At 64.8% G+C, this 12,200-nt stretch carries 14 protein-coding genes and 1 tRNA gene; 7 read left to right on the top strand and 8 right to left on the bottom strand.

Features of this window, described 5'->3' with window-relative positions:
• Positions 1–8: 8 nt before the first annotated feature.
• The 4 genes from K6301_RS02215 to K6301_RS02200 form a co-directional block, all read right to left on the bottom strand.
• On the bottom strand, positions 9–428 hold the full coding sequence (locus K6301_RS02215) for an MAPEG family protein (protein ID WP_247218980.1): 420 nt from the start codon (positions 426–428) through the stop codon (positions 9–11).
• A gap of 98 nt (positions 429–526) precedes the next feature.
• Positions 527–886, bottom strand: coding sequence for a hypothetical protein (locus K6301_RS02210; RefSeq protein WP_370340582.1), 360 nt, complete (start codon positions 884–886; stop codon positions 527–529).
• A 137-nt stretch (positions 887–1,023) separates the two neighbouring features.
• Positions 1,024–2,520 (bottom strand): IMP dehydrogenase, encoded by a 1,497-nt coding sequence (gene guaB, locus K6301_RS02205; RefSeq protein ID WP_134648994.1) that lies wholly within the window; start codon positions 2,518–2,520, stop codon positions 1,024–1,026.
• 181 nt (positions 2,521–2,701) lie between these two features.
• Positions 2,702–3,703, bottom strand: a complete 1,002-nt coding sequence (locus K6301_RS02200; RefSeq protein ID WP_247218979.1) for an MBL fold metallo-hydrolase — start codon at positions 3,701–3,703, stop codon at positions 2,702–2,704.
• Positions 3,704–3,942: 239 nt separating this feature from the next.
• Here K6301_RS02200 and K6301_RS02195 point away from each other — a divergent pair, with 239 nt between their 5' ends.
• On the top strand, positions 3,943–5,352 hold the full coding sequence (locus tag K6301_RS02195) for a DHA2 family efflux MFS transporter permease subunit (RefSeq protein WP_247218978.1): 1,410 nt from the start codon (positions 3,943–3,945) through the stop codon (positions 5,350–5,352).
• Positions 5,353–5,357: 5 nt separating this feature from the next.
• Here the strand turns inward: K6301_RS02195 and K6301_RS02190 are convergent, their stop codons facing one another.
• The 3 genes from K6301_RS02190 to K6301_RS02180 are packed head-to-tail and all read right to left on the bottom strand — an operon-like array spanning position 5,358 to position 8,001.
• The gene (locus K6301_RS02190; protein ID WP_247218977.1) at positions 5,358–5,741 is read right to left on the bottom strand and encodes a VOC family protein; all 384 of its coding nucleotides are present in this window, start codon (positions 5,739–5,741) and stop codon (positions 5,358–5,360) included.
• The gene (locus K6301_RS02185; RefSeq protein WP_247218976.1) at positions 5,741–6,457 is read right to left on the bottom strand and encodes an RlmE family RNA methyltransferase; all 717 of its coding nucleotides are present in this window, start codon (positions 6,455–6,457) and stop codon (positions 5,741–5,743) included. The genes K6301_RS02190 and K6301_RS02185 overlap by 1 nt, the downstream gene beginning before the upstream one ends.
• Positions 6,454–8,001 carry a Ppx/GppA phosphatase family protein gene (locus K6301_RS02180; RefSeq protein WP_247218975.1) on the bottom strand — a complete coding sequence of 516 codons (1,548 nt, stop codon included), beginning with the start codon at positions 7,999–8,001 and terminating at the stop codon, positions 6,454–6,456. Before K6301_RS02180 ends, K6301_RS02185 begins: the two co-directional genes overlap by 4 nt.
• A gap of 272 nt (positions 8,002–8,273) precedes the next feature.
• On the opposite strand from K6301_RS02180, the gene K6301_RS02175 reads away from it, so the two are divergent.
• The 4 genes from K6301_RS02175 (at position 8,274) to K6301_RS02160 (ending at position 9,623) form a co-directional block, all read left to right on the top strand.
• Positions 8,274–8,347 (top strand) — tRNA-Gln (locus K6301_RS02175).
• Between the two features lie 180 nt (positions 8,348–8,527).
• Entirely contained in the window at positions 8,528–8,815 is a 288-nt protein-coding gene (locus K6301_RS02170; RefSeq protein ID WP_247218974.1) for a hypothetical protein, read from the top strand.
• Positions 8,815–9,300, top strand: coding sequence for a hypothetical protein (locus K6301_RS02165; protein WP_247218972.1), 486 nt, complete (start codon positions 8,815–8,817; stop codon positions 9,298–9,300). Before K6301_RS02170 ends, K6301_RS02165 begins: the two co-directional genes overlap by 1 nt.
• Positions 9,301–9,434: 134 nt before the next feature.
• Positions 9,435–9,623: a YegP family protein gene (locus K6301_RS02160; RefSeq protein ID WP_134649001.1), complete on the top strand. Its 189-nt coding sequence runs from the start codon at positions 9,435–9,437 to the stop codon at positions 9,621–9,623.
• Between the two features lie 45 nt (positions 9,624–9,668).
• On the opposite strand, the gene K6301_RS02155 is transcribed toward K6301_RS02160, so the two are convergent.
• Entirely contained in the window at positions 9,669–10,217 is a 549-nt protein-coding gene (locus K6301_RS02155; RefSeq protein WP_247218970.1) for a cupin domain-containing protein, read from the bottom strand.
• Positions 10,218–10,442: 225 nt separating this feature from the next.
• Here K6301_RS02155 and aptA point away from each other — a divergent pair, with 225 nt between their 5' ends.
• Positions 10,443–11,780, top strand: coding sequence for an omega-aminotransferase AptA (gene aptA / locus K6301_RS02150; protein ID WP_247218968.1), 1,338 nt, complete (start codon positions 10,443–10,445; stop codon positions 11,778–11,780).
• Between the two features lie 60 nt (positions 11,781–11,840).
• Positions 11,841–12,200 carry a winged helix-turn-helix domain-containing protein gene (locus tag K6301_RS02145; RefSeq protein ID WP_247218966.1) on the top strand — a complete coding sequence of 120 codons (360 nt, stop codon included), beginning with the start codon at positions 11,841–11,843 and terminating at the stop codon, positions 12,198–12,200.

Below are 12,200 nucleotides of genomic sequence, written 5' to 3'. Positions count from 1 at the left end.
CGCCTGTATCAGGTGAAGGCGAGCCAGACACCCAGCCACGCCCACAGGGCCATCAGCACGAAAAGGCCGGCGATGAACAGCGGCCGACGATAGCGCAGGCGGTTGCTCGTGACATGCACCCAGGCATGGGCATAGCGCAGGGCCACGAACAGCCAGCCGCCCGCCACCGTCACCGGATTGTCGGCATCGACCAGATAGAGAAGGATGCTGACGGCGTAGAAGAGGACCGGCAGTTCGAACTGGTTGGCGATGGCGTTCTTGACGGTGAGGCTTTCGGCCGGCTCCTCGCGGTTTTCGCGGAACTGCTCCGCGCGGGCTGTACCATTGCGCACGGCGCCGATGCGGCGCGAGGAGAGCAGGACATAGAGCGCGAAGACGAGCGTGACATGCGCGATCATCGGCCAGATCGTGGCTTCCGTGGGAGACATGAAAATCCTTTGGCTTGTCGTATCGTCCCGCGTTCATAGGCGGTTATGGCCAGGGCCTCAACCCGCAGCGGCCGATCCGACAAGCCGAAAGCATGACTCTACTGGGGCGTCAGGGTTTCCGAACCGGAACCGTCCTTGCCGCTGATCGTCCAGGCGCCTTCGAGCGAGCCGTCGGCCTTCACCTCGTAGACGATGAGCCCGACCGCGTCTTCCAGCACATAGGCGGCGGCAAATGCATTGTCGTAGAGCATACAGATGCCGTTCGACGTGACGGCACCGGTGTTCCATTCGATGGCGCAGGTCGTCTCGCTCGTCAGCGTGATCGTCGCCGTGCCGCTATAGGCCGAGCCATCGAGGTTCGTGCCCTCGACATTGTAGGTGCCGGCATTGACGGTTTGCGCGTGAACGGGCGCAACCAGCGCAAGGCCGAGAAGCACGCCAGCCAGAATCGTTTTCATGATGTCCCCCGAGAGCGGCGAGATTGCCGCTATTTCATCCTATGCACATATATGCAGGAACGAAATGGGAGAACGGGCGCCAAATACGAAAATGCCCGGCAAGCCGGGCATTCCATCCTGTCGTCTGGGCGTGCGGATCAGACCGCGCCCGGGTAATTCGGGCTCTCGCGGGTGATCGTCACGTCATGCGCGTGGCTTTCGCGCAGGCCCGCGCCGGAGATGCGCACGAAGGTGGCGCGCTCCTGATATTCCTTCAGGTCCTTGCCGCCGACATAGCCCATCGAGGCCTTCAAGCCGCCGGCGAGCTGGTGCAGAACGCCGGAGACCGGGCCCTTGTAGGGCACCTGGCCCTCGATGCCCTCGGGCACGAGCTTGAGCGTATCGCGCACTTCCGCCTGGAAGTAGCGGTCCGCGGAGCCCCGCGCCATGGCGCCGACGGAGCCCATGCCACGATAGGCCTTGAAGGAGCGGCCCTGGTACAGGAATACTTCGCCCGGGCTTTCATCCGTGCCGGCAAGAAGCGAGCCGACCATGACGGCCGAGGCGCCGGCGGCGATCGCCTTGGCAAGGTCGCCGGAGAACTTGATGCCGCCATCGGCGATGACGGGGATGCCCTGGGCCTGCGCGGCCTCGACCGACGACATGATGGCCGCGAGCTGCGGCACGCCGACACCGGCGACGATGCGCGTGGTGCAGATCGAGCCCGGGCCGATACCGACCTTGACGGCATCCGCGCCGACATCGATCAGCGCCTTGGTGCCGTCGGCGGTCGCGACGTTGCCGGCCATGATGCGCACGGAATTCGAGAGCTTCTTCACCCGGCCGACGGCGTCGAGCACGCGCTGCGAATGGCCATGTGCGGTATCGACGACGATGAGGTCGATGCCGGCATCGATGAGGCGCTCGGCGCGTTCAAAGCCGTCATCGCCGACCGAGATGGCGGCGGCGGCGCGCAGGCGGCCCTGCGAGTCCTTCGAGGCATTCGGGTTCAGCTGCGACTTTTCCATGTCCTTGACGGTGATGAGGCCGACGCAACGGCCATCGCCATCGACCACCAGCAGCTTCTCGATGCGGTGGCGGTGCAGGAGGCGCTTGGCTTCCTGCTGATCGACCGTTTCCTTGACCGTGATCAGGTTCTCACGGGTCATCAGTTCGTAGATCTTCTGGGCCGGATCAGAAGCGAAGCGCACGTCGCGGTTTGTCAGGATGCCGACGAGGCGGCCGGCCTTGCCGTTGCCGCCGTTCTCGACGACCGGGATGCCGGAAATGCCGTGTGCCTTCATCAGCGACAGCGCCTCGGCCAGCGTGGCGTCCGGGCCGATCGTGACCGGATTGACGACCATGCCGCTTTCGAACTTCTTGACCTGGCGGACCTCCTCGGCCTGCTCGGCAGGCGTCAGGTTGCGGTGGATGACGCCGAGACCGCCGGCCTGCGCCATGGCGATGGCGAGACGGCTTTCCGTGACCGTGTCCATCGCGGAGGAAAGAATGGGCAGGTTGAGTTCGAAATCGTGGGCGATGCGGGTGGCGATATTCGTCTGGCCCGGCATGACCTCGGAGTGACCGGGTTGCAGAAGGACGTCGTCGAAGGTCAGGGCTTCGAGACCGGTTGCCGTTTCAATGATGCGCGCCATGGGCCAAGTTCCTTCAGGGTAAAGCTTACGCACCAAGGGGAACATTGGGAGTTGTCCGCCTCGGTCGCTTGCAAGAAATTCTTGGAAGTTGGCGAGGGCTGGTAACACGTTCATGACGGATTGCAAATAGCAAAATGCCCGGAATCGCTTCCGGGCATTGCGCGTATCCCGAAGGTGTCGCTCAGATGTCGAACTGGTAGCTCGCCGGCACGAAGCGATAGCCCTCGCCCGCCGTCTCGACGAAACCGACGGCCGGAAACGGCATGTGATAGCCGATGAAGGGAAGCCGGTCGGTCGCGATCATGTCGAAGACCTTCTTGCGGGTCGCGGCGGCTGCCGCCTTGTCCATGTCGAAGCGGACTTCCCAGGTCGGCCGCTGCAACGAAAGCACATAATGGTTGGCCGTGTCGGCGGTGAGCATCAGCGCCTTGCCCTCCGATTCCACGCGGAAGATCATGTGGCCCGGCGAATGGCCGAAGGCATCGAGGCCGGTGATCCCGGGCACGACTTCGCCCTCGTTCTCGATGAAGGTGAGCTTTTCGGCCAAAGGCTGAACCTTCGCGAGCACGCCCTGATGGCCCTGTTCGGCCGGCGTGCCCATCCGCTCCGGATTGACCCAGAAATCGTATTCAGTACGGCCGGTGACATACCGCGCATTGGGGAAGGCCGGCTTGCCGCCCTCCAAGAGCCCGCCGATATGGTCGCCGTGCATATGGGTGATGACGACCACCGACACCTGATCGGGCGTATAACCCGCATATTTCAGGCCCTCGAGAAGGCGGCCCATGCCGGCTTCGCGCCCGCCCTCGCCCATGCCGGTGTCGAACAGCACCACTTCGGAGCCGGTATCCACCAGTGCGGGGGTGAAGCTGTTGACGAAGCTGTCGGCGGGCAGGAAATTTTCGGTGAGCAGCGTGCCGACCGCATCGGCCGACTGGTCGGTGCCGAAGGTCTCGTTGGGCGCGCCGGACGGGCGTATGCCGTCGCGCACCGTGAGAATACGGAAGCTGCCAAGCTTGAGGCTGCGCGCCTGGAGCGGGCTCACACGCATATCGGTCGCCTCTTCTGCGGTCTTGGTCTGTGCGGTTGCGGCTGCCCGGCCGAGCAGCACGGGTGCGGCCAGCGTACCCACACCTGCGGCCAGGAACAGCGTCCGGCGCGAGATGGTCGAAGGATTTCCCATGGTTGTTCCTCTTTCATGCATGAAGGGCCTGGGCAAGAATGCCACGGCGAAAGCTAGGGCGCTCTCACATTCCGGTCCCGCCCTATCACGCGCTTGTGATGCCCGTGCGCGGCCGCCTGCTATTTGACAGAACGCAGTACGAGGCGCAGATATTGCCGGATGTTTCGGCTTGGCACTCCAGATGCACAGCCGCCGCCCTGCCCGCCGGGTCCGCCCGGCACCTCGCACGCGACATACCGATGAACCGTATCGTTCCGCTTATCCTTGCCGTCGCGCTCTTCATGGAGCAGATGGATTCCACCGTCATCTCCACCTCGCTGCCTGCCATCGCCGCCGATCTCGGCGTGGGGCCGATCACGCTCAAGCTCGCGCTCACCGCCTACATGGTGTCGCTCGCCACCTTCATTCCCCTGAGCGGGTGGATGGCGGACCGGTTCGGCGCCAAGCGCGTCTTCCGCCTCGCCATCCTGGTGTTCGTCGCAGGCTCCATCTTCTGCGCGATCTCCGGCAGCCTGCTGTCCTTCGTCGTCGCGCGCTTCCTGCAGGGCATGGGCGGGGCGATGATGACGCCGGTGGCTCGCCTCGTCCTGGTGCGCAGCACGTCACGCTCCGAACTGGTCTCGGCCATGGCGCTGCTGACCATTCCCGCGCTGGTGGGGCCGCTCGCCGGCCCGCCGCTCGGCGGCTTCATCACCACCTATTTCACCTGGCACTGGATCTTCCTGATCAACCTGCCGGTCGGCATCATCGGCTATGTGCTGTCGGGCATCTACCTGCCCGAGATCGAGGCCACGCCGCCGCCACCGCTCGACTGGGTCGGCTTCCTGCTCAGCGCGGTCGCAGCCTCCGGCACGATCTTCGGCCTTTCCGTGGTCAGCCTGCCCGCCCTGCCGCCGGTTATCGGCATCGCCGCCACCATCGCCGGCATCGTCTGCGGCGTGCTCTATGTGCGCCATGCTCGCCATCATCCAGCACCATTGCTCGACCTCGGGCTCTTCCGCGACAGCGCGTTTCGCGCCGCCGCCATCGGGGGCACGCTGTTTCGCATCTCCGTCGGCGCGGTGCCGTTCCTCATGCCGCTGATGCTGCAGGTGGGCTTTGGCTTAACGCCCTTCGAATCCGGCCTCGTGACCTTCACCGGCGCGATCGGCGCAATCACCACCAAGTTCATGGCAAAGCGCGTACTGGTCTATGCCGGTTTTCGCACCACACTCATCGTCGCCAGCATCTGCGGCGCGGCGCTGACCTTCGCCAACGGGCTGTTCACGCCGGCCACCCCGTTCTGGTTCATGGCTGGCGTTCTGCTCATCGCCGGTCTCGCCCGCTCGCTGTTCTTCACCAGCGTCAATGCGCTCTCCTTCGCCGACATCGCGGATGCGGATGCGAGCAAGGCCACGTCGATGAGCGCGGTCATCCAGCAGATCAGCCTTGCCATGGGCGTTGCGGTGGCCGGCGCCATTCTGGAAATCGAGACGACCCTCACCGGCTCGCCGCTCGAACTCGCAGACTTCCAGATTGCCTTCATGATCATTGCCGGGCTGACGCTGCTGGCCGTCCTGCCGTTCATTTCCATGGCAAAGAATGCCGGGGAGTCCGTCTCCGGTCACAAGCTGAAAGCGGTGGAAGAGGAAACGGTGGGCGTGAAGTAACACGCTCAGGCGGGTTTTTCGCAGACGGCGACGAGCTTGTTTCCGTCGGGATCGCGCACGAAGGCCGCATAGAAGCTGGCGTGGAACGGCCGAAGTCCCGGTGCGCCCTCATCCGTACCGCCTGCCGCAAGGGCGGCCGCGTGGAAGGCATCCACGGATGCCCGGTCCGGCGCCTCGAAGGCGATCGTAGCGCCGTTGCCGTAGGTCGCCGGTTCGCGGTTGAACGGCTCCACCACCCAGAAGCGGCAGCGCACGTCGTCATCCGCCCCATAGCCGATCTCGCCTTGCGCCTCCTTCTGCCTGCCATAGCCGATGAGCGGCAGGATGGCGTCGTAGAAGCGGCCGGCGCGTTCGAGATCATTCGTGCCGACGGTGGTGTAGAGAAGCATCAGGCGTCCGCTTCGGCCGCGTCGGTCGTTTCAGGCGCCTTGCGGCCCTTGAAGCCCTTGGCAAGCAGGAACATCTCCACCGACTCGGCGCGCGAGGCGCCCGGCTTCACGTGAATGACCTGCCGGAAATTCTGCTTGAGCATGTTGAGCAGGTCGCGCTCCGTGCCGCCCTGGAACGTCTTGGCCAGGAAGTGACCGCCCTCTGCCAGCACCTCGACGGCGAAATAGGCGGCGACCTCGCACAGATGCATGGTGCGCAGATGGTCCGTCTGGCGGTGGCCGGTCGTGGGGGCCGCCATGTCGGAAATGACGAGGTTCGGCGTGCCGCCGACCGCCTCGATGAGCTGCCGCGGGGCATCGGGATCGAGGAAGTCCATCTGGAGGATGCGCACGCCCGGCAGCGGGTCCATCTCCAGGAAGTCGATGGCCGCGACGCGCGGATCGGCATCCGTGGAATTCGTCACCTTGGCGGCGATCTGCGACCAGCTGCCCGGCGCGGCGCCAAGGTCGATGATGCGACGGGCGCCCCCCAGAATGTTGTGCTTCTCATCGATCTCCAGCAGCTTGAAGGCCGCACGGGCACGATAGCCCTCCAGCTTGGCGCGCTGCACATAGGGATCGTTGATATGGCGTTCCAGCCAGCGGCGCGAAGAGGCCTTCAGCTTGCCCTTCTTGACCTTCTGGCCGATCTTTCGGCCGATAGGGGGCTTTGTCATGACGCCTGTCCTTCGGGCTTTGCCGGATTGCGCGGGCCGGCGCGATGATTGCGGCGGTGGCGGCCGCGGCGCCACACGCCGTCATCGGCCATCATGTCGGTGAGCAGGCCTTCCCGCAAGCCGCGGTCGGCCACGCGCATGCGCCGCGACGGCCAGCGCTTGCGGATCGCCTCGAGGATCGCGCAGCCGGCGAGAACGAGATCGGCCCTGTCGGGCCCGATGCAGGGATTGGCGGCGCGCGCGTTGAAATCCCAGGAGAGCAGCCGCGCCTGCATGGCCGTGACCTCATCGTCCGAAAGCCACACGCCGTCGACACGGCGGCGGTCGTAACGCGGCAGATCGAGGTGCACGCCGGCCAGCGTCGTCACCGTGCCCGAGGTGCCGATGAGATGGAAATCCTCCGGCGCATGCACGATATCGCCGGGGCAATCGAATTTCGCCAGCATGCCCTCGACCTCCGAGACCATGCCCTGGAAGCTTTCCGGCGTCACGTCGCGCCCGCCGTGACGCTCGGAGAGCGTGACGACGCCGACGGGCAGCGAGGTCCAGTGCGTGATGTGATTTGCAAGCCGGCTGGACCGGTTGTCGCCGATGCGGATGACGGCGATTTCCGACGAACCGCCGCCGATATCGAAGAGCACGACGGATTTCGCCTCGCGCCCGACAAGCGACGAGCAGCCCGAGACTGCGAGCCGTGCCTCGGTCTCGCGGTTGATGATTTCGAGATCGAGGCCGGTCTCTTCCTTCACCCGCACGAGGAAGGTTTCGCCGTTTTCGGCCGAACGGCAGGCTTCGGTGGCGATGAGGCGCGCGCGGCGGATATTGCGGCTCTTCAGCTTGGTGGCGCAGACCTTGAGCGCCTCGACGGAGCGATCCATCGCCTCCTCGGAAAGCCGCCCGCTCGCGCCCAGCCCTTCCCCGAGCCGAACGATGCGCGAGAAGGCATCGACGACACGGAACTGTCCCGGCCGCGTGGGCTGGGCAATGAGAAGGCGGCAATTGTTGGTGCCAAGGTCGAGCGCCGCATAAAGCGGCATCTCGAAGCCGTCACGCTCGCCGCCACGCGGCGCCGAACCGGCGTCGCGCCGCGGTTCATGCGGGATGGAAGGACGCTGCTCGGTGAAGGCCTGCGCGGCCGGCTGCACGACGGCGCTGCCGGGCACCGGCTGCGATACACGCGCGGACGCCTTCTTTCCGCGATGCTTGCGGCGGTTTCGCCGGCCTTCGGCGTGGCGCTCGTCGGGATGCGGCGATTCGCTCTGCCCCACCGGGACAAGCGGGCGCACATTCTCGCCACCGGCGACCTTGCCGTGCCTGCGGCGCTTGTTGCGGCGCGCATTGCTGCTGCCACCGGGGGCGGACTGGGGGCGCTCGGCGGTTCCGGTCGAACCGTCCACCTGGCCTGCGGACAGGGAGGCGACAGATGGAGCTGTGGCGCCCTTCTGCTTTCCCTTGCGACGGCGCGACCGCTTCGGTCGCCCCGCTTCACCCGCAACTCGCGCCCCGGAAACGGACGGCTTTTCGCCGCTGTCGGGGTCGTTCACGTTACTGCCTATGGCGCCGCGCAAAGCCTTGAAGCTGCAAGCAGGCGCTCTCTCGATCTTCGTTGGGGCGACATTACCAGCGCGCGCCCCGTTCGCCAAATTCTTTTTGTGACGCCACGACGACAGCCCGCCCGGTCACGCGCCGGTCGCGTCCCCCATCCCCCATACCGCCGACGGCGCCATCACGATTTTCCGGAAAAAACCATTTGCATCTCGCCATCTTTTGTTTATAAGCCCGCCTCACAGGCGCCGGCCAAGCCGACCCGCCATGCTGGGGAATAGTTCAACGGTAGAACGACGGACTCTGACTCCGTTAATCTTGGTTCGAATCCAGGTTCCCCAGCCAATCTTCCTCCCGAAAATTAGACCAGAGAGCCTTGCCGCCGAACCTGCCGTGTTCGGCAGAACGGTCGTTGCGCCTTCTTGTGTGTTTCCTCTGCCGGATCGGCGAATCGCGCCATATCGGCCTTGCCTGCGGGGCGGGGCGTGGTTATTTTCCCTGCGGAAATCATGAGGGAAATCAAGCATGTCGACAGTCAGGAACCTTGTCATTGCCGCCGTCGTGGGTGTTGCCGTGGGGGCGGGCAAGATGGCGTATGACACGTGGCGCGGTGCGGAGTGGGAGGTTTCTCCCCAGCAGATCGCGCAGGCCCAGGCAGAGGGCAAGGCGGGGCTCGAGACGCGGCCCGGCACCGTGGCCTACCTGCCGATCCGCAGCGAGACTGCGGACCTTCTGCCCGTCGAATGGACGCTTTACGGGCTGGGTGCGGCCGCGCTCACCTTCTTCTCGCTTCGAAAGAAAAAGGCCGCCTGATGCGGCGCGCCTGGGTTGTGGCGGGCGCGGTGCTGCTGGCATCGCCCGCATTGGCAAACTGCGTTCCGCCCTGGCAGACGCAGTTTGCCTGTGCCATTCCGGAGCGCGATGCCCGGGCGGAATTCTGCCGCATCGCCGAGCCCGCGCAGCATCCCGGCAAGAAGGAAGCCTATTATTCCTATGTCGTGGGGACACAGCCGGCGGAGCTCTATTTCGAAACCGATTCGACCTGGTTTTCCACCAAGGACACCGACATCGATCATCCGACGGACCTCACCATGGCGGTCGGTTATGCGCGCGGCGCGTATGTCTATGCCTTCGTCATCACACAGGACAAGCGCCTGGACGACCGCATCCGCGAGGCGGATATCCGCGTCTACAATTCGACCGATGCCTTTACCAATGCGGTGAAGGGCAATGAAGTTCTCCGCCTTTCGTGCGATCCGGCATCGATCATCGCCGATCTTCCCAGCATCCGGCCTTGAACGCCGCTCGCGGCGCGGCGCTCTTGCTCGGTTTCTAATAAACAGGTGGACCGGCGCGGACCTGCCTCTTGTCAGCGCAGGCGCCGGCTGGCACGTTGTGGTTGCCTGATTCACAACTGCGTAGAGGGAAGCCCATGGCGCACAAGTTTGAAATCTACAAGGACAAGGCCGGCGAGTTCCGTGTTCGCTTCAAGTACAACAGCGAAGTGATGTTCTCCACGGAAGGCTATTCCAGCAAGGCCAGCGCACAGAACGCCATCGATTCGATCAAGAAGAATGGTCCCGACGCGCCGGTGGAAGACAATACCGCACCCAAGGCCTGATCGGCCCGTTTTCGGAAAGCCCGCCACCGGCGGGCTTTTTGTCGTTCAGAAGGTCGGCGGCGTGCAGGCGCTGATGACCTCGCAGGGCACCGGGCCGACGCAGCGGAAGCGATGCGGACGCCGGCTTTCGAAGTAATAGGCATCGCCCTGCCCCAGGATGCGCCGCTCGTCATCCACGGTCACTTCGAGGCGGCCCGACAGCACGATGCCCCCCTCCTCGCCATCGTGCACCAGCGGCACTTTTCCCGTATCGGCGCCAGGCTGGTAACACTCCTTCAGGATCTGCAGGCTGCGGCCGAAGAGGTTGTCGCCCAGCTGCCGGTAGGAAATGCCGCCCTTGCCGATCTCCGTCAGCTCGTCCGCGCGGTAGAAGGCCTTCTTCGGCCGGTCCGGTTCGAAGGCGAAGAATTCCGCAAGGCCGATCGGGATGCCGTCGAGAATGCGTTTCAGGGCGCCGACGGACGGGTTGGACGCGTTCGATTCGATCAGCGAAATGGTGGAATTGGTGACACCGGCGCGCTTGGCGAGTTCGCGCTGGGAAAGGTTGTGGGCCATGCGCAGGTAACGCAGCCTGCCCCCGATATCGACCGACATGGCCTCCGCCTGTTCTATATGTTCGAAATAGCGAAACTCTCTCGTCCTCCATCCTTTCTTTTCAATCGCTTGGCGTCAAGAAGAAAAGGACTTGTTCGGCCTTGCAAATCATGGCGACAATCCCGCCAAGCAGAGCATTTCCGACATGCTCTTCCTTTCGAATTTCGCAATTCCGGTGATGCGCCGTTGCGCCCTTGCCGGATCCGCCCTCTGGAGGACTTCGCCATGAACGTGCACAACAAGCCCAATGCGCCGGTGCTCGACAGCTACTGGATGCCCTTTACCGCCAACCGCCAGTTCAAGGCCGCGCCGCGCCTGCTCGCCGCCGCCGAAGGCATGTACTACACCAGCAGCGACGGTCGGCAGGTGCTGGACGGCACCGCCGGGCTGTGGTGCGTCAATGCCGGCCATGGCCGCCGGCAGATCGCGTCTGCCGTTGAGCGACAGCTGACGCAGATGGATTTCGCGCCCTCCTTCCAGATGGGCCATCCCATCGCCTTCGACTTCGCCGAGCGGCTGGCCGAAATCGCGCCCGGCCCTGATGGCGCCAAGCTCGACCGCGTGTTCTACACGGGCTCCGGCTCGGAATCGGTGGATACGGCGCTGAAGATCGCCATCGCCTATCAGCGCGCCATCGGCCAGGGCACGCGCACGCGCCTCATCGGCCGCGAACGGGGTTATCACGGCGTCGGCTTCGGCGGCATTTCGGTGGGCGGCATCGTCAACAACCGCCGCGTCTTTCCGCAGCTTGCCGGTTCCGACCATCTGCGCCACACGCATGACCTCGCAAAGAATGCCTATGTGAAAGGCCAGCCGGAGTATGGCGCGGAGCTTGCCGACGACCTGGAGCGCCTGGTTGCGCTGCATGGCGCGGAAACCATCGCCGCCTGCATCGTCGAGCCGGTCGCCGGTTCCACCGGCGTGCTGATCCCGCCGAAGGGCTATCTCGAAAAGCTGCGCGCGATCTGCGACAAGCACGGCATCCTGCTGATCTTCGACGAGGTCATCACCGGCTTCGGCCGTCTGGGCGCGGCCTTCGCCACCGACTATTTCGGCGTGACGCCCGACCTCGTGACCACGGCCAAGGGGCTCACCAACGGCGCGATCCCGATGGGCGCGGTGTTCTCCAGCCGCAAGGTGCACGACGCGCTGATGCACGGCCCGGAAAACGCCATCGAACTCTTCCACGGCTACACCTATTCCGGCCATCCCGCCGCCTGCGCCGCGGGTATCGCCACCCTCGACATCTACCGTGACGAGGGCCTGTTCACCCGCGGCGCAGAGCTGCAGGACGACTGGCATGCGGCGATGCATTCGCTGAAGGGCCTGCCGCATATCATCGACATCCGCACGATCGGCCTTATCGCCGGCATCGAGCTTGCCGCGCGCGAGGGCGCGCCGGGCGCGCGCGCCTATGATGTCTTCGTGGATTGCTTCGAGAAGGGCCTGCTCATCCGCGTGACCGGCGACATCATCGCGTTTTCGCCGCCGCTGATCGCCGAGAAGAAGCATTTCGAGGATATCGTCTCGATCCTCGGCGATGCGCTGAAGCGCGCGGCCTAAAGCTTTCCTGCGCGGAAAACGCTGTTATATCTGGGCCCGTCATCAGCACGGGCCCTTTTCATGTCAGCAGCCGGCAAGCGCGCACCCAAACTCATCTTCCGCCTCCAGTTCGAGCCGGAGGGTCGCATCGGGCGCGGCAAGATCGAACTTCTGACGCATATCCGGGAGACCGGTTCGATTTCCGCCGGGGGCCGGGCGATGGACATGTCCTATCGGCGCGCGTGGCTGCTGGTGGACGAGATGAACCGCCTGTTTCGTGAACCCGTGGTGGAATCGCAGCGCGGCGGAAAGCAGGGCGGCGGCGCCATGCTGACACCGTTCGGCGAGGCGCTGGTCGCACATTACCATGCCATGGAGCAGAAGGCGGAAGCCGCCCTTGTCGACGACATCGGCTGGATCGTCGCCCACCTGGCGAAGTGA

This window comes from Shinella oryzae (genome assembly GCF_023038235.1).
GTDB lineage: Bacteria > Pseudomonadota > Alphaproteobacteria > Rhizobiales > Rhizobiaceae > Shinella > Shinella sumterensis.
Note: the sequence above shows the minus strand (reverse complement) of the source record. Positions and strands in the feature narration are given on the sequence as shown.

Excerpts from the sequence above, each read along its gene's own strand:
- K6301_RS02215 (WP_247218980.1), bottom strand. The coding sequence starts at position 428 with ATGTCTCCCACGGAAGCCACGATCTGGCCGATGATCGCGCATGTCACG.
- K6301_RS02210 (WP_370340582.1), bottom strand. The coding sequence starts at position 886 with ATGAAAACGATTCTGGCTGGCGTGCTTCTCGGCCTTGCGCTGGTTGCG.
- guaB (WP_134648994.1), bottom strand. The coding sequence starts at position 2,520 with ATGGCGCGCATCATTGAAACGGCAACCGGTCTCGAAGCCCTGACCTTC.
- K6301_RS02200 (WP_247218979.1), bottom strand. The coding sequence starts at position 3,703 with ATGGGAAATCCTTCGACCATCTCGCGCCGGACGCTGTTCCTGGCCGCA.
- K6301_RS02195 (WP_247218978.1), top strand. The coding sequence starts at position 3,943 with ATGAACCGTATCGTTCCGCTTATCCTTGCCGTCGCGCTCTTCATGGAG.
- K6301_RS02190 (WP_247218977.1), bottom strand. The coding sequence starts at position 5,741 with ATGCTTCTCTACACCACCGTCGGCACGAATGATCTCGAACGCGCCGGC.
- K6301_RS02185 (WP_247218976.1), bottom strand. The coding sequence starts at position 6,457 with ATGACAAAGCCCCCTATCGGCCGAAAGATCGGCCAGAAGGTCAAGAAG.
- K6301_RS02170 (WP_247218974.1), top strand. The coding sequence starts at position 8,528 with ATGTCGACAGTCAGGAACCTTGTCATTGCCGCCGTCGTGGGTGTTGCC.
- K6301_RS02165 (WP_247218972.1), top strand. The coding sequence starts at position 8,815 with ATGCGGCGCGCCTGGGTTGTGGCGGGCGCGGTGCTGCTGGCATCGCCC.
- K6301_RS02160 (WP_134649001.1), top strand. The coding sequence starts at position 9,435 with ATGGCGCACAAGTTTGAAATCTACAAGGACAAGGCCGGCGAGTTCCGT.
- K6301_RS02155 (WP_247218970.1), bottom strand. The coding sequence starts at position 10,217 with ATGTCGGTCGATATCGGGGGCAGGCTGCGTTACCTGCGCATGGCCCAC.
- aptA (WP_247218968.1), top strand. The coding sequence starts at position 10,443 with ATGAACGTGCACAACAAGCCCAATGCGCCGGTGCTCGACAGCTACTGG.
- K6301_RS02145 (WP_247218966.1), top strand. The coding sequence starts at position 11,841 with ATGTCAGCAGCCGGCAAGCGCGCACCCAAACTCATCTTCCGCCTCCAG.